This window comes from Paenibacillus sp. D2_2 (assembly GCF_031199965.1).
Classification (GTDB): Bacteria; Bacillota; Bacilli; order Paenibacillales; family Paenibacillaceae; genus Fontibacillus.
The window spans coordinates 851363-873991 of the sequence record NZ_CP133605.1; the positions used below are offsets into that span (position 1 = coordinate 851363).

The window sequence follows — 22629 nt, forward strand, 5'->3', positions numbered from 1 at the left end:
ATCTGATTATAGATTGCTTAAATGAGAGAACCATTAAACTGAGCTGAATAAATTCTGAAAATGTTTCCAGTATGTAACCCGCCTGTCAACTCTGCGTTGACCGACTTGATTTATAATCTTAGTGGATATATTAATATGGAAAAGGTGGGTGTTAGGTAGATGAAGAGGAGATTTAGAATACTGATAGCTGCTTGTTCGGTATTTGTACTTTTATCAGGTTCTGCCTTGGCAATGAAAGCCGGTACACGTATTTTTATTAATAATGCTGAATTTGCTGAATCTTTTTTTAAGCTGAAAATAGAGAACGGAACGGCCATGGTCTCGCTTCGTGCGATCGTAGAGCAGTTAAAGGGTGAGGTTACATACAAAGATAACAGTATTTATGTATCACTCCCCAAGAGAGCAAATTGGTCCAGCAGGTTGATGGCTTTCAGAATGCATTGAGGGCGGACTCTCCGGAGGATGCGGCGAAAACTTGGATACGCGGAGTACAGAAGAGGAGCGGTCCAATGCAGTATGCTGTTATGTCACCAGCTTTGCAGCAGAGCACGAAGCAGCAATTCGCAGACCACTTCTGGGTAACTGGCGGATCCAGTCCCCATATGGGACCCGTAACCGAGATGGCAACAAAATCGTTATCTTCTGACAAGGTGGAGGTATCGTTTGATTATCCGCTAGTTGCCTCTGGCGAAACGATAGATATCGGGAAGGCTACTCTGATCATTGAGAAAGAGAGCTGGCCCTATGAGAATAACTGGGGGATTTCGGCAATTTATCTTCTGAACCCCGGTGACACCGGACTGATGATCGGAGCGGAGAAAATGAAATAAGTCCCGATTTTCTAGAGTGATTTTTATGAGTGTAATTCATAAAATTAGTTGCCGCCATAAGTATGGCGGCTTTTTTTCGTCGGGGTTAAATTTGTTTTTCTAAAGAATTCAATATCTCAACAAGGCCTCAATAATACGGCCAGTTCATAATTTGAATTATTGTGGTTTGAAAGGACAAGTACTAGGGCTTACAGTAAGAGCCCGCGGGCCTGCCGATGGGGCACCCGCGTCCGCTAAGGCCTCTCGCCTCTTACTCCTCTCCCGTCGCTACCGGATTCCCCTCATAACTAATCCAATCGCTCCAGCTTCCCGCATACAGCTTTACTTTCTCATATCCCGCTTCCTTCAGACCAATGAAATTCGGACAAGCTGAGACACCTGAACCGCAGTATACGATAATTTCCTTGTCGGCAGGAAACTCCTTATAATGCTCCGCAAGCCGATCAGAAGGAATCCATTTCCCGTTCTGATCCACGAGTAGTTTCCAGAACTTATTCTTCGCTCCTGGAATATGGCCAGCTGCTGTATCAATCGTTTCCTCTAACCCCTGATAGCGGCGTGGATCGCGCGAATCAATGACGATCACCTCATTATGACCAGCTACGTTTCGTACCTCATCCATGCTGGCAAGCATTTCGGGATGCAGGCTATATGTATAGCTTGCAGGCACGCGGATCGGCTGATCGGCGGTCACTGGATAGTTTGCATGCTTCCAGGCCGTGAAGCCTTCGTTCATAATATAGGCCTGCTTATGTCCTAAATAGCTCAGTAGCCACCATAATCGTGAGGCATACATTCCACCTTGGTCGTCATAGGCAATAATTCTCGTTTCAGGCGTTATGCCGATTTTAGCCAGAGTCCGGCTTAGCTGTTCCGGATCGGGAAGAGGATGGCGTCCACCGTGCTCACTTACTGGAGAGGAGAGGTCTTGTTCAAGATCCAGGTAGACCGCACCGGGTATATGCTCCTCTTCATAAGCTTTCCGTCCTGTTTCGGGGTGTCCTAATTCAAAGCGACAATCCACAATCGTCACGTCAGGTTCGTACATCCGTGCTAATACCCAAGATTTGCTTACGATAATGCTCATAATAGAAAAACACCGCCTTCTAGAAATAATGAATAAAGCCAGTATACAACGTTTGCAGCAAAGAAAAAATAAACCGGGTTAACATGTGCAGACAGCCATACGTTACATGTTGTACATAATAAATAAGAGGCGGTATGATTGGAACGCAGATAAAGAAAAAACAAACACTCCGTTTCCTCGGAGTGTTTGCGGTTTATAATAATTTAACTTCGATACACGATACGAATATTTAGGTGAAAGTATGTCTCTTCGGTATAATGTTGGTTGGGACAACTCTTGATGCAGCGAAGGGAATCCGCTTTGACATGCAGCTTTTCATCACAATCCGGACAGCGGTCCTGAAATAAAGATTTGAGTTTGCTAAGCATGCCAACCCCGCACCTCTTTTCCTATTAAATTACTTGGTTTTATTTTATTATAACGCATTCGGATCTATTCGTATATTGGTTATGCAAAATATTATGAGCAGCTTAGGAGGCATACATACGTGGATACAGCAGGATATTTCATTATGTTTCTGATCGGTCTGATAGGTTCCTTTTTCTCTGGATTGCTAGGCATCGGAGGGGCGATTATTAACTATCCGCTGCTACTTTACATTCCCGATTTGCTTCATGCAGGTAGCTTTACCGCAAAAGAAGTATCGGGAATCAGCATGTTTCAGGTTTTCTTTTCGTCTTTGGCTGGCGTATTGGCGTACAAGAAGCTCAGCAAGAACGAAAAGCCTTTAATGCATAAAGGGCTGATCAGCAATATGGGAATCAGTATCCTGATCGGCAGCTTGGCAGGTAGCATTAGCTCGAAATATTTGCCTAGCGAAACGATCAATATCATATACGGAGTACTGGCCGTAATCGCAGTTATCTTGATGATGGTTCCAAACCGGGGAGGCCGGGAAGATATGGAACTTCAAGCGATATCCTATAACCCTATTACGGCATCGGTTGCGGCTCTCTTGGTCGGAATCGTATCCGGTATCGTAGGAGCGGGTGGCTCCTTCATTTTAATCCCCATCATGCTGACTGTATTGAAAATCCCTACCCGAGTTACGGTGGCATCTTCGCTTGCCATTGTATTCATATCGGCGATTGGCGGTGTGTCAGGCAAACTCATCGGAGGAGGAATCCCGCTGCTACCAACGATGTTTACGGTGCTCGGTAGTGTTCTCGGAGCTCCAATCGGCACTCGGGTCAGTCGTCACTTGAACGTGAAGTACCTTCGGGTTGGATTAGCCGTACTGATCGCTGCGACCGCCATAAAAATCTGGTGGGGTATTATTGCATGAATGGGGTAAGTCATGGATAAGGCTGGACACCCAGTAGTTAAAAATCAATTGCTGGGACCAGTACGTATCGCTATAATGTGGTGTGTTGACATGTAATTATACATAAATTTGGATCGAGGGACGTAACATGCACTCCAGGGCTAAATCATCTGTCTCGTATGAAATACTCTATATAATCGGCATCATAGCGATATCATTTTCTTCTATTTTTGTGCGCTGGTCTAGTGCTGAGGTATCTATTATCGGGATGTACAGATTATATCTTACGAATCTGATTATGCTTCCTCTGTTATGGAAGTATCGTAAAGAAATGCTTCAGCTAACCTCCAGACAATGGCTTATGTTGATCTCGTCGGGACTCATGCTGGGGCTACATTTTCTACTGTGGATGGGGTCTCTACAATTGACGACAGTTGCCAGCTCGACAGTAATATTAACTTTGGAGCCGATTATCGTCATGTTTGGGTCGTTCTTTCTGTTCGGTGCCCGAATTAATCGGGCTATGCTCATCGGTCTGGGGCTCGCGCTTACAGGCTCCATTGCGATCGGCATTGGAGATTTTCAGTTATCGCAGGAGGCAATTCGCGGAGATATTCTGTCCCTACTTGGGACAGTCGCGGTAGCAGTGCATATGTTAATCGGCAAGCATTTGCTTAAGAACTTAAGCGCTTATGTTTATAATTTCTGGGTTTTCGCGATCGCAGCGACTTTTCTAGCGGGGTATAACCTAGTTCGTCATATTCCTTTTACAGGCTATGCGCCGAGAGAGTGGGGGATTTTCCTACTACTGGCTGTAGTACCTACGCTATTTGGCCATTATCTGTTCAATTGGCTGATGAAGTATATTAGCGCAGCTGCCGTATCCATGGCTGTATTAGGGGAGCCGGTCTTTGCTTCTTTACTAGCCTGGCTGCTGTTAAAAGAGGCGCTCAGCTCACTCCAATTATGGGCTGGAGCTATTATACTGTGCGGTGTGGCGATATTTATTTGTTATGGTAAAGACGCGCCTTCGGACCAAGTCAATCAAGAGAATGTCATTCAAGGGCAGTAATATATCAGCGCCCTTCCGGGCTCACTCTTAAATTGCTCTAGGCATATGATAGGGTGAGATTAATTCCAGGAAGGGTGATGTCATGAAATTGGCTAAATTTGTTGATCCACTTCCGATTCCGAAGGCGATTAAGCCGGATTACAGGAAGAACGGAGTGACCCGATATACCGTTTCTATGAAGCAATTTTATAATTCCTTACACCGCGACTTGCCAAAGACGAAGCTCTGGGGATATAACGGAATGTTTCCCGGACCTAAGTTCGAAGTACACAAAGGGGAACGCGTACACGTATTATGGGAGAACAAATTACCTCGTAAAAATTTCCTGCCGATCGATACTACCGTACATGGAGCAGAGAAGAATAATCCCGGGTACGTACCGTCGTGCATTTGCATGGTGGCCAGAATCGACCTGAAGACGACGGATATCCAGAAGCTTGGTTTACACAGGACTTCAAGAAGACAGGTCCATCTTTCAAGCGCAAAATAATTCGCTATGACAACAATCAACGCGCCTCGATGCTCTGGTACCATGATCATGCCCTTGGGATTACGAGACTCAACGTCTACGCCGGATTAGTTGGAATTTATATGATTCGTGATAAAGAGGAAGAGTCTTTGCCACTACCGAAGGGTCCATATGAAATTCCACTCGTTATTGCGGACCGAACGGTTAATCCAGATGGTTCACTCTACTATCCTAAACGGCCCATGCCAAGTGATTTGAAGAATCCGAAAGCCAAAATTCCAATTCCTTCGGTGGTACCCGAATTTTTTGGCAAAATGATTCTTGTGAACGGTAGGATATGGCCTTACTTAAATGTAGAGCCAAGGAAGTACCGTTTCCGTATTTTGAATGCTTCTAACGATCGGTTCTACAATCTGAAGTTGAATTCGGGTCAATCCTTTGTGCAAATTGGATCAGATGGGGACTACTTAAGAGACCGGTTAAGCTGAAGCATATCCTAATTGCGCCTGCTGAACGGGTAGATGTCATTATAGATTTCTCTAAAATGGCTGGTAAGAAAATAACCTTAACAAATAACGCTGCTGCTCCTTATCCGAGCGGGACCCCACGAATCTTAACCCTAAAACAACGGGGCTCATAATGCAATTTCGGGTGAATCTTCCCTGAAAAGTCAGGATAAAAGCGAGATTCCGGCAGTACTGTCCAAATTCGCTCGTTACTCTAAGAAGAATGTTCGAAAAGTTAGAAATCTTAGCTTGAACGAGAGCTACGATCGGTACGGGCGCTTAATGCAGTTATTAACAAATCGAATGTGGGATGAGCCTGTCACGGAGAACCCGGTCGTAGGTACTAAAGAGATTTGGAATTTGATCAATACGACGAATGATACACACCCGATACATGTTCATCTGGTTGAATTTCAAATCTTGCAGCGTCGTCCTTATGATGTGAATTACTATAACCGGACGGGGAAGATACGATTTACGGGTCCGCCGAAGAGGCCAGCGGCGAATGAGCGGGGATTTAAGGATACGGTCCGAGCCACTCCTGGACACATCACATCTATTATTGCCCGCTTCGGACCTTACACGGGACAATATGTCTGGCATTGCCATATGTTAGAGCATGAGGATCATGATATGATGCGTCCATATCGGGTCATTTCTAAGAAAAAGTAAGTATCAGTTACTTCAGGTCAGCCCTTTTTCAATTCAAAAAACTCGCACTCCAAACGCGAATGATACGTGAGATCACTAACGCTGGATTGGGTAATAATCTTATCCTCGGTAAAGCGGACGATGGTCGCCCCACTCTCAACCATATGACTATTGTGAAATACGCGAATTCGCAGCTGACGGTCCTGCGCATCTTGGAAATCCTGATCTGTTGTAAGACGTCTATTAATTGGCATAATGTCCGTCCTCCTTCTTCATTCCTTATATATACTTGTCTTTGACACTTGAAATAGCATAGCAACGAACCCACGCAATTGTCCAGTCCGGAGATATTATAGGAAGTCCCTCTATATTAAATATAAAAGAGCCCAATCCATTCTATAGGTCATTTCCATACAATATAGCAGTCTATACAAATGAACTAATGGTTGTTCAGATAAAGGCAGCCGGGTGAAATGTTCTTCCGATCGCTGTTGTTCACGGATTACTTGATTTAGTAAAATCCAAGAAAGTAGAAATCCGTTCACAAAGGCGAGCGCTACGCTTCTCCAGAATCATTTCACCCTTTTGCCTATTCCTCTCTTTCCTCTAGTTCAACATCTATAGAACTTACGTGTCTCGCTATAGGGAGATGATGTTATGGTGAAAAATAGAGGCAGACAGCGTAGACCTATTCTTGCCCCAACAGGAGTAGGATTGCAGCGGATTGCGCGGCAGATGCTACCCTTTTACAAGGCTGTGGCCTGTAATCGAAAATATGCCGCAGCCTGGAGCAGGGCTGTTGTCTCGGCTGATCTTGATGCAATGAGCAAGCTGCTACACAAAGTATCTCCAGTATTGGGCAAGCAAGGACTAGGAACAAATGCGATCGGATATTTCATTTCTTTTACGATTCGCAAGTCAAGCTACTCGAATGGGGTAACAATTCCGCCAGGAACGGTGCAATTCAAGTTCGAGACCGAGGTTCATCGGGGCATGGCAAGGGCTTTCTTACCTCTTTATCGTAAGCTAGCTTATAATCGTTCTTTCGCAAATCGGCTTGCTTGTGCAATTCGCAGACATGATAAGTCGCTGGCCATTGCACTCATTCGTAGTGTGGTAAGATCTTCGGCATTGAAGTCAGTCCACATCGATGATACTGGCTTTGGATTGATCTTCAAATTTCCCTTCAGCAAATACCCGTATCAAAATTTATTATTTCTTGAGTTAGAGCCGTAAACACCGGCAAGAGTAACAGTTTTACACTTCATAAGGGGAGCTGTCCCTAAATCATCTATGCCACGTTTAACGGACGCCACAGACGCTTATATGCGAAAACAGTGGTTTATATATTTTAACGGACATCAGCGACTCTTAATTGCTTCAAATCACGCCAAAAGGGGTGGTTCTATCAAATAAGACGCAGCCATGTCCGTTAGACATCATAATGCTAGAAATTCCCCTCCTAAGCGTTCGTGGTGTCCGTTACGATAGGCTACCCGGGAGATAATCTGTGCTCGTTTGACAAGCTGTACCTGGCACGACAAGCCTTTAACGACACAACTCTCGGGGGCCATTGCGACCTGCTAGGAATTCCGGCTGTCCTGTGTCATCACTGCAGTCTTATGGGACAGCCCCTTTGTTATTGAATCTATCAGTAAAGCGCTAATTGAGATTTTAAATATATGTAGGATGAGATGTTATAATAAGGGGAAGAAGGGAGTGCATCTTTTACAATATGAAAACGTTGGTATTAGCGGAGAAGCCGTCTGTTGCGCGTGAGATCGCGCGGGTGATGGGCAGCCGAGAGAAGCATAAGAGTTATTTTGAAGGAAGTAAATATGTAGTTACCTGGGCGCTTGGCCATTTGGTTGGACTTGCTGAGCCAGAGGATTATGATAAAAAATTTGCCAACTGGTCGCTGGAGGACTTGCCGATACTCCCTGACAAAATGAAGCTTAAGGTGCTCAGAGAGAGTAGCCATCAGTATAAGGCCGTTCAGCAGCTTATGCGCAGACAGGATATCGATGAATTGATCATCGCCACCGATGCGGCACGTGAGGGAGAGCTCTTGGCTAGATGGATCATGGATATGGCGAAATGGAATAAACCGTTCAAACGGCTGTGGATTTCGTCGCAGACTGATAAGGCAATCAAGGAAGGGTTCGCGTCACTCAAACCGGGAAGTCAGTTTGAACGGCTGTATCAGTCGGCCCGCTGCCGTGCTGAGGCAGACTGGATGGTCGGCTTGAACGTTACTAGAGCCTTGACGTGTAAATTTGGATCGCCTTTGTCGGCCGGGCGTGTTCAGACACCTTCGCTCGGCATGATTATGCAGCGTGAGAATGAGATTATTAAATTCCGCTCGGAGGAATACAGTACTCTTCGCACTGACTTAGGTAATTTTGAAGCGACTTGGCGGGGAAGCAATGGCGACTCGCGTATTTTTGATGGCGATAAGGTACAAGCTCTGCAAGATAAATTAAGCGGTCGCTCCGGTAAAATCGTCAAGCTGAAAAAGACGGAGAAGCATGTTCCTCATCCGCTTGCTTATGATCTGACGGAGCTGCAACGGGATGCAAACCGCCTACTTGGATTTTCGGCTAAGCAGACATCAAATGTACTGCAGCGCTTATATGAACAGCATAAGCTGGTTACTTATCCGCGAACGGATTCACGTTACTTGTCCTCGGACATGGCGGATACGCTAAAAGAAAGGCTGACCAGTGTAGCGATTGGTCCTTATGCGGCGATAGCTCGACCTTTGCTCCGCAAGCCGCTGCCTTTATCGAAGCGTATCGTTGATGATAGCAAGGTTACGGATCACCATGCGATCATTCCAACGGAGCAGACTGTGCTGCTGAGCGCACTAAGCTCTGAGGAGCGCAAGCTGTATGATCTGATCGTACGCAGATTTATCAGCTTGTTCTATCCGCCTGCTCGCTATGACAATGTTGCCGTAGAGCTTGATGTTGCAGGAGAAACCTTGCACGCCAAGGGCATCACGATGAAGGAGAGCGGATGGCGAGCTGCATATGATGCGGGGCTCCTTGACGGAGATGAAGATGCTGATGATGAATTGGAGACCGGAACAGCGCTACCGGAATTGAAAGAAGGGGAAGCTGTAACCGTTAAGCGCTGCTTGATTCAGAGCGGTCGTACTCAGCCACCGAAGCGCTATACAGAGGCAGCCCTCCTGACGCAAATGGAGAAGCATGGTCTTGGCACACCGGCGACACGCGCTGATATTATCGAGAAGCTGGTGAATTCGGATACAATCGAGCGACAGGGAATTTACTGCACCCAACTGGCAAGGGCAAGCAGTTGATTGAGCTAGCTCCGGCGGATCTACGTAGTCCAGATCTGACAGCACGCTGGGAAGCGGAGCTGGAGCGGATCGCCCGCGGACAAGGTAAACCGGGACCGTTCCTGGGTGGTATTCGCGATATGGCGCAGAGTCTGGTGAAAGGCGTCAAGAATAGTGAAGCATCCTATAAGCCGCATAATGTCTCGAACAGTAATTGTCCAGATTGTGGAACAAGATTGTTGGAGAAAAAGTCAAAGCGGGGATTGCTCTTAATTTGCCCGAACGAGGATTGTGGTTATAAGCGCTCTGGTGAGAAAAGACTATCCAATCGCCGCTGTCCGCAATGCCATAAGAAGATGGAGATCAAAGAGGGAAAAGCTGGTCTATATGTGCAGTGTCTTTCCTGTGGAATAACTGAGGTTATGAATAAGGATTCGAAGCATATCAATAAGCGAGAACAGCAGAAACTGGTCAAGCAATACGCGAAGCAAGAGCCGGTGGTAATAGTCTGGGAGATCTGCTCAAGGCTGCAATGGAGAAGAAGAATCAGTAATTGTTATGCATAAACCATGTATCATCCCGGGATGCTATGCCTGGAGGTGGTGAACACATGCCGCATAATAAAGCGCAGAAGATCAAAAATCAGCAGAACAAGTCAAGTATTATGGAGGCCGCCGATGAGCTTCATCCCAAGAAGCAGGCGGTCAAGCCAGCGAACTTGAACAAGATTCCGAAGATGTAATCTTAGCTACAACACGGAAGCTCCCCTTAAGGGGAGCTTTTTAATTCCCATGTTTGGCGTTATAATAATAGTAGATAGAGAACTCTTCTATCTTGAATTTGAAGGGAGTAATCGGCATGAGAATGGGCCTGATCATCTGGCTGGTTTTTATTAATGTCGTGGCCTATCTGGTCATGTCCGACGATAAGCGGCGCGCAAGGCAGAGGAAGGAAAGAATCCCCGAGAGGACGCTGTTCTTGCTGGCCTTCATAGGCGGAGCGTTAGGCGTATTGATTGCGATGAATACGAAACGCCATAAGACCAAGCATATGAGCTTCCGGATTGGGATTCCGCTATTACTCCTTTTGAACGCAGTGTTATATGGTTATTTTTTGACTTGATTTATGATTGGCGTATCAAATTCTTTCGTGCTATTGGCAGGTTGACGGTTAATCGTGTTTATACTTAGATGAGAGAGGTGCTTGTCATGTTATTCTCCAAAATAGTAGCAGCATACGATGGATCCAAAGCGGGTACCAAAGCGTTAGATAAAGCGATTGAATTGGCTAGATTAAATCCGGGGGCAACGCTTGAAGTGCTTCATGTTTTTGATTTTCCGCGGTTCTATGTAGCGGATGGTTTTGCTCCAGTGCCAGCTACCGTGAACGAGGAGTTCTATGAGCTAGCAGAGAAGACGGTGGAGGAAGCAAAGAAGCGCCTTGAAGATGCTGGAATGAATGCTACTGTTCAATTGATGCAGGGTGCGCCAGCGGAAGTGATTCTTGATTATACGAAGAAGAATGATAGTGATCTGATCGTGATCGGCAGCCGCGGTCTTGGTGGCATACGCGAGTTCGTGCTTGGCAGCGTCAGCCATAATGTCGTACAGCATGCTAGAATCCCGGTTCTGGTCGTTAAATAACAGATAAGCTTATTACAAGGGCTAGCTCTTAGTTAGGAAGATTACTAAGAGTGGGCCCTTTTTTGCGTTATTAAATGTGCCCGTTGCACCGCTACGAAAGATAGTATGTCCGTAGAGGCCCCGTATAGTCTCTAACGGAAATCAGAGGCCTTATTTAGTATAAATACTGAGGATGCAGGCTAATTAGGGTCGAATAACGTCTCTAGCAATCCGTGAACCATTTCGGCGATTAGGGGAGGGTTTCATCTATCTATGTCGAAATAATAGAGCAAGACTATCGATGTAGGGAGAGAATTTATTTTGCCTCGTTTCAAAATGTGGAGAGTTGCTGTGTGTGTTGTTCTTATGCTGGGAAGTGTCAATACTGTCTATGCTTCAGGTCATGCTCAAGCGGCCAAAGGGAGCGCTGCTGAAGTCAAGACTGTGAATAAGCAAAATGCCAAACCAAATGATAATACCAAGAAGATTGAATATGTCAAAAGTAAGGTTGACCGCCTGAATGTGCGCACAGAGCCAAACTTGACGGCATCTGTGATCCAGATGATCGGTAAGGAGAATACATATCAGGTACTAGATAAGAAGGAAAAATGGGTCAAGATCAAACTGACGAAATCTGACGGATGGGTACATGCCGATTACCTCGAGTATGTAAAAGGCGATAGCAAGGTTGCTAAGAATGAGACAACTGTCGCCAAGGACGAGTCTAAAGTCGTGAAGCAGGAGCAGGACAAGTTCCAGAGTGGTAAAGAGGAGAAGCCTCAAGTTGTAGTGCCTGATAAATCGGATCAAGCAACAGATGCCGAGTCTGGTTCCGTGGATGAGAGTGCTTCCGTCGTTAAAATAGTTGATGTGACGAATTTGCGTGTCGGACCAGGTATGGATTATGAAATTGTTGGCAAGGCGCAGCCTGGCGAATCCTATACGATCGTAGAGAGTGATGGAGAATGGTACAAGGTTACGCTGCAGGATGGCAATACGGCCTATATCGCTGGCTGGGTTGTACAGATTGGGTCTGCCAATGATAAGCAGCCTCCTGCGGGACAATCCAATGCAGAAGTGAATTATGAGAATAAAGTATTCATTTATTCTTCTCATAATCAGGAGTCGTGGCGAAGTGTTGCTCGGAATGTCAAGGGTTCTTCGGTGGATGACCGCGAGATTAACATTTCGATGATCGGCAGACATCTGGGTGAAGCGTTAGAGGAGAATGGTGTACCGACGCTTGTTAACGATATCGATATAGCGAGGCGGTTAGAAGAACAGAGGCTTAGCTATTCCAAATCGTATGAGGAGTCACGTAGAGCGATCAACACAGCGCTGAAGATGAATCCCTCATTGACTTATTTTCTCGATATCCATCGTGATAGTGATGTTCCGAAGCAGACGACGACAACGTCGATAAAAGGGGAGTCTTATGCACGTATTTTGTTCGTAATCGGTACGAATCATAGCAATTATGCTAAGAACAAGCAATTCGCCGATGCGTTGAACGAGCTGTTGAAGCAGAATTATCCCGGATTATCCCGGGCGTACTGCTCAAAAGTGCAAAGCAAGGCAATGGTGAATACAATCAATCTATATCCCCAGGCAGCTTGTTAATCGAGATTGGGGGAACCAACAACACGCCCCAGGAGAGTCAGCGAGCAGCTGAAGCTTTGGCGGATGTGTTAGCAAAGTACTATCACTCCAAGGAATAATTAAATCTTTCATATCAGATGAGCAAAAGACCGTCCTGTATAACAATTCATTTGGGGCGGTCTTTTGTTATATCCTGAAAATATGTAAATTAACAATGATATAAGGTTTTGAATTTGGGTTATCGAGGTGTGGATAGTCTTAAAGACGAACATTAATATATAACATATTTATATCGTTCGTGTTTTGGTTGACATATGATATGGGGATTGTTAAACTAGACATATGGAATAATTACTCGTATAACCTTGGGAATTGGCCCGGAAGTCTCTACCCGATTACCTTAATAGTCGGACTACGAGTGAATACGTTATTTAGATAGGTCATACCATTCTCCTTACGGATCATTGGAACAACGACATGTAGATGCTGCGGATCTAGTCTATTGGACCCGAGTGAAGGGCATCTTGCATGGGTAATGAAGATTGGACGAAGCCCGGGTGGGGAGTAGTCCAAGGTGTGGCGTAGTCTTGAGACGAAGTTAGCCGCACTTATCATTCATGAAGCCGATCGTTCTGTTCCAGCTGGTTGCAGAAGGACGTATTCACTTTTGGTCCGGATTTCTGGAAATACTTTGTTATTTCTCGGAGTTTCCTGGACTTTTTTTGTTTCTATACTTTCAAATAATGCTTCTTAAACTCTTCTGATCCATTGACCATAGCTATGGTTGTCAAACGTATTACTATACTTTTACTAAAGAAAGTAGGTTATAGAATGTCAGCACAGGTTGCAGTGATCATGGGCAGCAAATCGGATTGGGATACCATGTCCCATGCTTGCGTCATTCTGGAGGAGCTTGGAATTCCATATGAAAAGAAGGTTGTCTCGGCTCACCGTACTCCAGACTTAATGTTTGAGTTCGCAGAGAAGGCCGCCGGGCGTGGTATCAAGGTGATTATTGCCGGCGCGGGCGGTGCAGCTCATTTGCCTGGCATGGTTGCCGCTAAGACGATACTGCCTGTGATTGGTGTTCCGGTGAAATCTGCTGCGCTTAACGGACTTGATTCATTGCTGTCCATCGTACAGATGCCTGGTGGCATACCTGTTGCGACTGTAGCGATTGGAAAGGCGGGGCTACCAATGCTGGTCTGTTGGCTGCACAAATCCTTGGCGCGTTTGATCCAGAACTTGCGCAACGTCTGGAGCAGCGACGTACAGCATTGCGCGATGCGGTTATTGAGACAAGCGATGATCTGGTGCTGGAGGGGCAACAATAATGGATAGATTGATCTCGGAGCGTAAGACTGTCACAGGATTTGATACGGAACAGGTCATTCGGCCAGGCGCAACTATCGGAGTCCTTGGTGGAGGGCAGCTTGGAAGGATGATGGCGCTCGCCGGAAGTAATCTGGGCTATCGCTTTATTGCGCTTGATCCGACACCTGCTGCGCCCTGTGGTCAGGTTGCCGAGCAAATCGTAGCTGCTTACAGCGACAAAGAAGCGGCTAAGGTGCTTGCTGAAAGATCGGATGTCATTACTTATGAATTCGAGAATGTCGATGCAGAGGTGGCGGCTCTGCTTGCGGAGCAATCGTACGTGCCGCAAGGAAGCCACCTGCTGTATACCACACAGCATCGTCTGCGAGAGAAGAGAGCGGTGGAAGCTGCAGGGGTGCGGGTGGCCCCCTATGCGGAGATCGGTAGTGAAAATGAACTGAGGGCGGCTGTGGTAAAACTCGGAATACCAAGTGTTCTGAAGACGGCGACCGGAGGCTATGACGGCAAAGGGCAGTGGGTGATTCGCTCGGAAGAGGAAATTGCCCCGGCTTATGCCGAGCTAAGTAAGGCTGGTACAGAGCTCGTTCTGGAGCAGTTCATCTCCTTCGAGAAGGAATTGTCGGTCATTGCTGCACGTAGTCCACGTGGGGAGATCAAGACATTTCCCGTTGCCGAGAACATTCACGTCGATAATATCTTGCATGTATCGATTGTTCCAGCTCGTATTGCCGAGCCGATCCAGCGCGAGGCAGAACGGCTTGCCGCTCGTATCGCTGAATCGATGGGTGCGGTCGGATTACTTGCCGTGGAGATGTTCCTTACGAAGGACGGAGAGCTGTTCGTCAACGAACTAGCACCACGACCTCACAATTCTGGACATTACACGATGGAAGCCTGCAATACATCACAGTTCGAGCAGCATGTCCGGGCGATATGTAATCTTCCGCTCGGCGATCCTTCGCTGCGAACACCTGTCGTAATGGTGAACATACTTGGAGAGCATATAGATAAGGTCGTACGGGCGGTGACAACGGATCAGTGGAATAGTGATTCGCTAGCATCTTCGGATCAGAATGGCCAGAAGCAGACAAGTGAACAGATGGCTCCGGGGAGCCAGACTGGATTTACCGTCATTCCGAAAGTACACTTATATGGGAAGAGCGGTTCGGCATCTAAACGGAAGATGGGGCATATCAATTTGCTCTGTGAAGAGGTATCGGACGGGCTCGATTGGATAAAGAAAACCAAAATATGGAGGAATCAACATTCATGATTGAACGTTATAGTAGACCGGAAATGAGAGCGATCTGGACGGAGGAAAATAAATTCAAGGCATGGCTTGAGGTTGAGTTGTGTGCTTGTGAAGCTTGGTCGGAGCTAGGGGTTATTCCTAAGGAAGATGTGGAGCAACTGCGGAAGAATGCTTCATTTGATATGGACCGGATCTATGAAATTGAGCAGGAGACGCGTCATGACGTGATTGCTTTTACACGGGCGGTCTCCGAGACATTGGGTGCAGAGCGTAAATGGGTTCATTACGGTCTGACCTCAACCGACGTTGTTGACACGGCTCTCGGCTATTTGCTTAAACAGGCAAATGAAATCCTGGAACGGGATATTGTTAACTTTATTGAGATTTTGCGCGATAAGGCGCTTGCCTATAAAGATACACCGATGATGGGGCGGACGCATGGGGTTCATGCCGAACCAACTACCTTCGGATTGAAAATGGCACTCTGGCACGAAGAAATGAAACGTAACCTGGAGCGCTTCCGTCATGCGGCTGACAATGTGCAATACGGCAAAATGTCCGGTGCAGTTGGTACGTATGCGAATATCGATCCATCGGTTGAACATTTCGTCTGCAAGAAGCTAGGTACAAAGGCAGCTCCGATCTCAACCCAGACGTTGCAGCGTGATCGCCATGCTGAATATATGGCGACGCTGGCTCTGATTGCGACCTCGCTCGATAAGTTCGCTACCGAGATCCGCGCATTACAGAAGAGTGAGTTCCGCGAAGTAGAGGAGGCATTTGCTAAAGGACAAAAAGGTTCCTCAGCAATGCCGCATAAGCGTAATCCGATCGGCTGCGAGAATATCTCCGGGTTGTCCCGTGTCATCCGCGGTCATATGATCTCCGCTTACGAAAACGTGACGCTCTGGCATGAGCGCGACATCTCGCATTCCTCTGTTGAACGGGTTATTCTCCCGGATGCAACGATGCTGCTCAACTACATGCTGAATCGCTTCGGCAATATCGTGAAGAATTTGACGGTATTCCCTGAGAATATGAAGCGCAATATGGAGCGGACTTATGGTGTGCCGTTCTCCGGTCGCGTCATGACGAAGCTGATCGATAAGGGCTTTAGCCGCGAACAAGCCTATGATACGGTTCAGCCGCGGGCGATGCAAGCTTGGGAGACACAGCGTCATTTCCGTGACATTATCGAGGAGACGCCGGAAATTACAGCGGTGTTAAGCAAGGAAGAGATTGAGGATGCGTTCAATCCGGCTTGGCATTTGAAGCATGTGGACACGATTTTCCACAAGCTCGGGTTGATCGAAGGCTAAACGAAGTTCATCGCCTCTAATAGAGGCTTAACCGGCAGCGCCGCTTGAATATAGATGTTGAATTCAGGACAGGGCAGGGACTAGCGACCGAAAGAACATTTCACCCGCCTGCCTTCATCCGCGCAATTATTAGTTCAACTAACATGGAAGGCAAGCGGCGCGCGCCACTAAGGAGGACAGTTATTATGTCAGCAAGAGCTATATCAACGGCAGAGGGTCTTGTGAAAGCCCCATTGCTGTACAAGGGTAAGGTCCGCGAATTGTATGATCTAGGCGAGCATTACTTGATCGTCGTAACCGACCGGATTTCCGCTTTTGACTTTGTGCTTGAACCGGCCGTGCCTGATAAAGGCAACGTTCTTAACCGGCTAAGCAATTTCTGGTTTGAACAGACTGCGGAATTGATGGAGAACCATGTTGTGCATACCGATGTCGAATTGCTAGGTAATATGATTAGCGAAGAGAATAAGGATATTTTGCGTAAAAGAGTGATGGTTACTCGCAAAGCACAGCGTATCGACATCGAATGTGTGGTACGTGGTTATGTAACCGGCGGGGGCTGGCGGCAGTATCAGAAGAACGGTGAGATTAATGGAATTTCACTTGCAGCAGGCTTGCGGATGAATGATCAATTGCCAGAGCCGATCTTTACTCCTGCAGCTAAGAACAATGTCGGTCATGATGAGGATATCTCGTACGAGGTGATGGCGGAACAGGTTGGAGCTGAGCTGGCTGAGCAACTACGCAACCGCAGTCTTGAGCTGTATGCCTTCGCTCGTGATTTCTGCGAGAAGCGCGGTATCATTCTTGCCGATTGCAAGCTGGAATTTGGCCTGATTGACGGTAGGCTGATTCTGATCGACGAGATTTTCACACCAGATGCATCTCGCTTTTGGGCCAAAGAGAATTACGTGCTGGATGTCGATATCGACAGTATGGATAAAGAGCCGGTACGCAATTATCTGGCACATTCCGATTGGGATAAGAACAGTCAGCCTGATCCGCTACCAGGCGTCGGTCGTCGAGGAGACTTCGCGTCGCTATCGGGATATTTACTCTCGTATTTCCGGGCAGCAGCTATAGATGTTGAGCTCTGGAAAGGAACAGGCAAGAGGGAGAAATGATTCTGGAGAAGCGTAGCGTTCGCCTTTGTGAACGGATTTCTACCTTTTTGGATACTATTAAATCAAAGAAATCTGTGAACAACAGCGATCGGAAGAACATTTCACCCGGCTGCCTTCATCCGTACTACCATTAGTTCAATATATATAGCAACTATTTTTCTATCATCCTGTGTTTCAAGTTTTTGTATTCATAGAGTAGTCCATGAAGTGCAAAACAGTGCGTATTCAAAAAGCTTCGGTTTTTTTTGAATTAACTCTAGTAGACTTATACCGCGGCAGCGCCGCAATACAAACTTTAGGAGGAACATGAGAGATATGTTGAAAGCGAAGGTCTATGTCACCATTAAGCAAAGCGTACTTGATCCGCAGGGAGTTGCCGTACAAGGTGCACTGCATTCTATGGGGTTCCACGAAGTGGGAAGCGTTCGTATCGGTAAGTATATGGAGCTACAGCTCGAGACCGATGATCGCTTTGAAGCCGAAGCTCGCGTAAAGGCAATGTGCGAAAAGCTTCTGGCGAATACAGTCGTAGAAGACTACCGCTTCGAATTGGAGGGCTAATTGATGAAATTCGCAGTACTCGTATTTCCCGGTTCCAACTGTGACATCGACTGCTATAAAGCAGTTGAGGATGCATTGGGCGAACATGTCGATTATGTATGGCATACCGCTACGGATTTATCCGCCTATGATTGCATTCTAGTTCCAGGCGGTTTCTCATATGGTGATTATCTTCGCTGCGGCGCGATTTCCCGCTTCGCTCCTGTAATGGCTGAAGTAGCCAAAGCAGCAGAAGCTGGTAAGTTTGTACTTGGCATCTGCAACGGATTCCAGATTTTGACGGAGGCAGGCTTGCTGCCAGGAACACTTCGTCGTAATATGTCGCTCAAGTTCCGCTGTCATGACACACTGCTACGGGTTGAGAACAACAACAATCCGTTCACAAGCGAGTATGCACTTGGCGAAGAGATTATTATTCCGATCGCTCATGGCGAAGGCAACTATTATTGCGATGAAGCGACTCTCGCTGGGCTGCAGGCGAACGGGCAAATTATTTTCCGTTATGTTAATAATCCAAATGGCTCTCTTGACGATATCGCTGGTATTTCCAATGAACGGGGTAATGTAGTCGGCATGATGCCGCATCCGGAGCGCGCGGTTAGCAGTTTGCTTGGATCAGAGGATGGTAAGAAAATGTTCACATCGATTTTGAAGACTTGGAGGGATCAGCATGAGTCAGCAAGTGTCCGCTAAAGAACCGAATGCAGAACAAATTGCAGAGCAGCAAATTTATAAACAAATGGGCGTTTCGGATAGCGAGTATGAGCTGATCTGCGGATTTCTCGGTCGTAAGCCGAACTATACAGAGATTGGCGTATTCAGTGTAATGTGGTCTGAGCACTGCGCATACAAGAACTCCAAACCACTGCTGAGAAGATTTCCAACTAGCGGCCCGCGCGTATTGATGGGTCCTGGTGAAGGTGCGGGTATCGTCGATATTGGCGATAATCAAGCGGTTGTGTTCAAGATTGAAAGTCATAACCACCCTTCGGCGGTAGAGCCTTATCAGGGCGCGGCTACTGGGGTGGGCGGCATTATTCGCGATATTTTCTCCATGGGTGCTAGACCGATTGCTTCTCTTAACTCTTTGCGTTTTGGCAAGCTAGAGAGTGACAGGGTTAAATACTTGTTCGAGCATGTTGTAGCTGGTATTGCCGGATACGGTAACTGTATCGGTATTCCGACAGTTGGTGGCGAGGTTGTCTTCGACGAATCCTATGACGGTAATCCGCTCGTTAATGCGATGTGTGTCGGCTTGATCGATCACGATAAAATCCAACGCGGTGTCGCCAAGGGCGTAGGCAACCCGGTGTTCTATGTGGGTCCTCCAACAGGCCGTGACGGGATTCATGGCGCGACCTTCGCATCTGAGGAATTGACTGAGGAATCGGAAGCGAAGCGTACAGCTGTACAGGTTGGCGATCCGTTCATGGAGAAGCTCGTGATGGAGGCTTGTCTGGAACTGATCGATACAGGTATCGTACTCGGTATTCAGGATATGGGTGCAGCGGGTCTAACTTGTTCTAGTGCAGAGATGGCTAGTAAAGCCGGCAATGGTCTGGAACTTTATCTGGACGAAGTACCACAACGCGAGGAAGGCATGACGGCTTACGAAATGATGCTGTCGGAGTCACAGGAACGGATGCTGTTCGTTGTAGAACCTAAGGATGAAGCTCAGGCATGTGAAATCTTTGAACGTTGGGGCGTAATTTGCGCCAAGGTCGGTAAGGTAACCGATGACGGTCGTCTGAAGTTGATTCATCATGGTGAGGTTGTCGGCGATATGCCGGTGACAGCGCTTGTTGATGAATGTCCTATCTATAATAAACCGTCTAGCGTACCTACTTATTATGAAGAGAATGCAAATATAGATACTTTAAGATATGAAGAAGTTCGTGATTTGAACGGTGCATTGGATAAAGTGTTATCTTCGCCTTCTGTAGCTAGCAAGGCATGGGTCTATAACCAATACGATTACATGGTGCGTACGAGCACAGCAGTGCGTCCGGGTTCAGACGCTGCTGTCGTAACGGTTCATGGAACTCGTAAGGCGCTGGCCATGACGACGGACTGTAACGGACGGTTCGTGTATCTCGATCCTGAGGTTGGCGGCAAAATCGCCGTAAGCGAAGCAGCGCGCAACATCGTTTGCTCCGGTGCAGAGCCGCTGGCGATTACGGATAACTTGAACTTCGGTAGCCCGGAGAAGCCGGATATTTTCTGGCAGATGGAGAAATCAGTTGACGGGATGGCGGAAGCCTGCCGTGTCCTTGATACTCCAGTTATCGGAGGTAATGTCAGTCTCTATAACGAAAATACCAAGGGTGCGATCTATCCGACACCTGTCGTCGGAATGGTCGGTCTGGTACATGATACGGATCATATTACGACGCAAGGCTTCAAAAATGAGGGAGATGCCATTCTCTTGCTTGGTGACACTTTTGGAGAACTGGGCGGCAGTGAATTCCAGGCTGTTGTTCATGGCACTACTGAAGGGCGTCCACCACAGCTTGATTTGAATAAGGAAAAATCACTGCTTAACGCGGTTCTTAAGGCAATTCAGAGTGGATTCGTTCAATCGGCACATGATCTCTCTGAAGGCGGTCTTGCTGTCGCTCTGGCAGAATCCTGCATCAGCGGTGGCTTGGGAGCTCAGGTTGAGCTTCCTGCATCGGACTTGCGTGCGGACATCGCCCTGTTCAGTGAATCTCAATCGCGCATCATGCTCTCGTCTTCGTCAAATCATGTGGATGAGCTTGTACAGTTGATCGGGAAGTACGGCGTGCCAGTTCGGGTAATCGGAAACGTGGAGGGCAAGGATCTTGTCGTCCATGCAAGTGGCGCTGCTGTTGTGAATAGACCGGTACAGGAGCTGAAGCAGGTCTGGGAGGATGTCATTCCATGTCTGATGAAATAGTACCTCTCTGGACAGGTGATTATTATAACGAGGGCAGCGGGCGTGACGGCATATTCGACAAATTAAAAGAAGAATGCGGCGTGTTCGGGGTGTTTGGTCATCCCGAGGCCGCTTCTATATCCTATTACGGTCTGCATGCACTGCAGCATCGCGGTGAGGAGAGCGCTGGACTCTGCGTTGCAAGTGGAGCGGAGTTTAATTATCACCGCGGAATGGGGCTAGTTAAGGAAGTCTTTGATCGTGACAAGCTGTCCTCACTACAAGGGGATCGCTCGATCGGCCATGTCCGCTATTCGACAAGCGGGGATAGCCGTCTGACGAATGCCCAGCCGCTCATATTCAAGTATCGTGATGGCGATCTTGCGGTTGCAACGAATGGTAATATCGTCAATGCTCCGAAGATCCGCCGCGAGTTGGAGCAGTCTGGCTCGATCTTTCAGACGACAAGCGATACGGAAGTGATCGCTCATCTAATCGCCCGTTCCTCCAAGGACTTCGTGGAGGCGGCGAAGGATGCGCTTAGTCAGTTGGTCGGCGGGTTCGCCTTTCTGTTGATGACGAATGACAAGTTGCTTGTAGCTAGTGATCCGAATGGTTTGCGGCCTATATCGATGGCTCGCCTTGGCGATGCTTATCTGTTCTCGTCCGAGACCTGTGCCTTTGAGGTCGTCGGGGCAGAGATCATCCGCGACATCCGTCCCGGCGAAATGCTGGTGCTTGATGCGAATGGTTTGCGTGAAGACCGCTATGCCGAACCACAGCGCAAAGCGTTATGTGCGATGGAGTACATCTACTTCGCTCGTCCGGACAGCGATCTGAATGGCTCGAATCTGCATGCAGCCCGGAAGCGGATGGGCCAGGTGATGGCTCAAGAGTCTTTTGTCGATGCGGATGTCGTTACAGGTGTGCCGGATTCCAGTATTTCTGCGGCGATTGGTTACGCGGAGCAGACCGGGATTCCATATGAGCTCGGACTGATCAAGAATAAATATACGGGGCGGACCTTTATTCAGCCTAGTCAGGAGCTGCGTGAGCTCGGCGTAAAGATGAAGCTTAGCGCCGTTCGCCGCGTCGTAGAAGGTAAGCGCGTGGTCATGATCGATGACTCCATCGTGCGCGGAACTACTTCTCGCCGCATCGTTAATTTGCTACGTCAAGCAGGAGCTACCGAGGTACATGTCCGCATTACTTCACCACCATTTAAGAATCCTTGCTTCTATGGGATAGATACTCCGGATCGTGGCGAGCTAATTGCTTCTTCACGCTCCATTGAAGAGATTTGCCGGGAGATCAATGCCGATTCGTTAGAATTCCTAAGCGCGGAAGGCTTGATTCAAGCGGTTGGCGGTGACAATAAGGAAGACTACAAGGGTGGCATGTGTATGGCTTGCTTCGACAACGATTACCCAACGCGCACCGACTTTAACGGTGAAGAGAAGTACGGCTGTACGAGTTAATAACTGCTCTTACGAAACACCTTATCGCTATTTGAGCTAATATGGCAGTAATTTAAGTCTAACGAAACACCATATCGCTATTTGGGCCAAATCGAGGCTAAAAGTAACTATTTTGGCTAAATAACGATCCCCAGTTTCGTTAAAATTCTCAAATGCCCTTTTTCACGTAAATAGCGATACCACGTTTCGTTAGAAATCGAGTTCATATGTGATGATCAATGTGATTAATGATGTGAAATACCATAAGTTCGAGTTCAAAA

Annotated in this window: 18 protein-coding genes, 4 pseudogenes and 1 riboswitch; of the genes and pseudogenes, 20 read left to right on the forward strand and 2 right to left on the reverse strand. The window is 47.3% G+C overall.

From position 1 onward, the window contains the following. The first annotated feature begins 159 nt into the window (after positions 1-159). Both RE628_RS04075 and RE628_RS04080 read left to right on the forward strand, forming a co-directional pair. On the forward strand, positions 160-444 hold the full coding sequence (locus RE628_RS04075) for a hypothetical protein (RefSeq protein ID WP_309157532.1): 285 nt from the start codon (positions 160-162) through the stop codon (positions 442-444). A 65-nt stretch (positions 445-509) separates the two neighbouring features. Beyond that, on the forward strand, positions 510-830 hold the full coding sequence (locus RE628_RS04080) for a hypothetical protein (RefSeq protein WP_309157533.1): 321 nt from the start codon (positions 510-512) through the stop codon (positions 828-830). Between the two features lie 250 nt (positions 831-1080). On the opposite strand, the gene RE628_RS04085 is transcribed toward RE628_RS04080, so the two are convergent. Then, positions 1081-1917, reverse strand: a complete 837-nt coding sequence (locus RE628_RS04085) for a sulfurtransferase (protein ID WP_309157534.1) — start codon at positions 1915-1917, stop codon at positions 1081-1083. A 487-nt stretch (positions 1918-2404) separates the two neighbouring features. Between RE628_RS04085 and RE628_RS04090 the strand changes: the two genes are divergently transcribed. From RE628_RS04090 to RE628_RS04100, 3 genes and pseudogenes are all read left to right on the forward strand, one after another. Continuing rightward, a complete protein-coding gene (locus tag RE628_RS04090) occupies positions 2405-3202 on the forward strand; it encodes a sulfite exporter TauE/SafE family protein (RefSeq protein WP_375143040.1) in 798 nt (265 codons plus the stop codon). A 127-nt stretch (positions 3203-3329) separates the two neighbouring features. Further along, positions 3330-4253 (forward strand): DMT family transporter, encoded by a 924-nt coding sequence (locus RE628_RS04095; protein WP_309157535.1) that lies wholly within the window; start codon positions 3330-3332, stop codon positions 4251-4253. An 82-nt stretch (positions 4254-4335) separates the two neighbouring features. Next, positions 4336-5900 (forward strand): annotated as a pseudogene (locus RE628_RS04100) (multicopper oxidase family protein). A gap of 17 nt (positions 5901-5917) precedes the next feature. On the opposite strand, the gene RE628_RS04105 reads toward RE628_RS04100, so the two are convergent. Beyond that, entirely contained in the window at positions 5918-6133 is a 216-nt protein-coding gene (locus tag RE628_RS04105) for a hypothetical protein (protein WP_309157536.1), read from the reverse strand. Positions 6134-6536: 403 nt separating this feature from the next. Here RE628_RS04105 and RE628_RS04110 point away from each other — a divergent pair, with 403 nt between their 5' ends. The 15 genes and pseudogenes from RE628_RS04110 (at position 6537) to purF (ending at position 22369) form a co-directional block, all read left to right on the forward strand. Beyond that, positions 6537-7115 carry a hypothetical protein gene (locus RE628_RS04110; RefSeq protein ID WP_309157537.1) on the forward strand — a complete coding sequence of 193 codons (579 nt, stop codon included), beginning with the start codon at positions 6537-6539 and terminating at the stop codon, positions 7113-7115. 499 nt (positions 7116-7614) lie between these two features. Next, positions 7615-9736, forward strand: a pseudogene (locus tag RE628_RS04115) (DNA topoisomerase 3). A gap of 57 nt (positions 9737-9793) precedes the next feature. Further along, a complete protein-coding gene (locus RE628_RS04120; protein ID WP_309157539.1) occupies positions 9794-9925 on the forward strand; it encodes a hypothetical protein in 132 nt (43 codons plus the stop codon). A 116-nt stretch (positions 9926-10041) separates the two neighbouring features. Continuing rightward, complete coding sequence (locus tag RE628_RS04125; RefSeq protein ID WP_309157540.1) at positions 10042-10305, forward strand: DUF1294 domain-containing protein; 264 nt, start codon at positions 10042-10044, stop codon at positions 10303-10305. 86 nt (positions 10306-10391) lie between these two features. Next, positions 10392-10826: a universal stress protein gene (locus RE628_RS04130; protein WP_309157541.1), complete on the forward strand. Its 435-nt coding sequence runs from the start codon at positions 10392-10394 to the stop codon at positions 10824-10826. Positions 10827-11126: 300 nt separating this feature from the next. Beyond that, positions 11127-12425, forward strand: coding sequence for a stage II sporulation protein P (spoIIP, locus tag RE628_RS04135; protein WP_309157542.1), 1299 nt, complete (start codon positions 11127-11129; stop codon positions 12423-12425). Beyond that, positions 12359-12523, forward strand: coding sequence for a stage II sporulation protein P (locus tag RE628_RS29485; protein WP_375143094.1), 165 nt, complete (start codon positions 12359-12361; stop codon positions 12521-12523). Before spoIIP ends, RE628_RS29485 begins: the two co-directional genes overlap by 67 nt. Before the next feature lie 216 nt (positions 12524-12739). After that, positions 12740-12839: riboswitch (purine riboswitch) on the forward strand. Positions 12840-13235: 396 nt separating this feature from the next. Then, a pseudogene (purE, locus tag RE628_RS04140) lies at positions 13236-13738 on the forward strand (5-(carboxyamino)imidazole ribonucleotide mutase). Continuing rightward, positions 13738-15012: a 5-(carboxyamino)imidazole ribonucleotide synthase gene (purK, locus tag RE628_RS04145; protein WP_309157543.1), complete on the forward strand. Its 1275-nt coding sequence runs from the start codon at positions 13738-13740 to the stop codon at positions 15010-15012. Before purE ends, purK begins: the two are co-directional and overlap by 1 nt. Continuing rightward, entirely contained in the window at positions 15009-16310 is a 1302-nt protein-coding gene (gene purB, locus RE628_RS04150) for an adenylosuccinate lyase (protein ID WP_309157544.1), read from the forward strand. The genes purK and purB overlap by 4 nt, the downstream gene beginning before the upstream one ends. A gap of 185 nt (positions 16311-16495) precedes the next feature. Further along, positions 16496-17393, forward strand: a pseudogene (locus RE628_RS04155) (phosphoribosylaminoimidazolesuccinocarboxamide synthase). Positions 17394-17749: 356 nt separating this feature from the next. Further along, positions 17750-17995, forward strand: coding sequence for a phosphoribosylformylglycinamidine synthase subunit PurS (gene purS, locus RE628_RS04160; protein WP_309157545.1), 246 nt, complete (start codon positions 17750-17752; stop codon positions 17993-17995). A 3-nt stretch (positions 17996-17998) separates the two neighbouring features. Then, positions 17999-18688, forward strand: a complete 690-nt coding sequence (gene purQ, locus RE628_RS04165) for a phosphoribosylformylglycinamidine synthase subunit PurQ (RefSeq protein WP_309157546.1) — start codon at positions 17999-18001, stop codon at positions 18686-18688. Further along, complete coding sequence (gene purL, locus RE628_RS04170; RefSeq protein WP_309157547.1) at positions 18666-20912, forward strand: phosphoribosylformylglycinamidine synthase subunit PurL; 2247 nt, start codon at positions 18666-18668, stop codon at positions 20910-20912. The genes purQ and purL overlap by 23 nt, the downstream gene beginning before the upstream one ends. Beyond that, positions 20897-22369, forward strand: a complete 1473-nt coding sequence (purF, locus tag RE628_RS04175; protein ID WP_309157548.1) for an amidophosphoribosyltransferase — start codon at positions 20897-20899, stop codon at positions 22367-22369. The genes purL and purF overlap by 16 nt, the downstream gene beginning before the upstream one ends. The last annotated feature ends 260 nt before the right edge of the window (positions 22370-22629 follow it).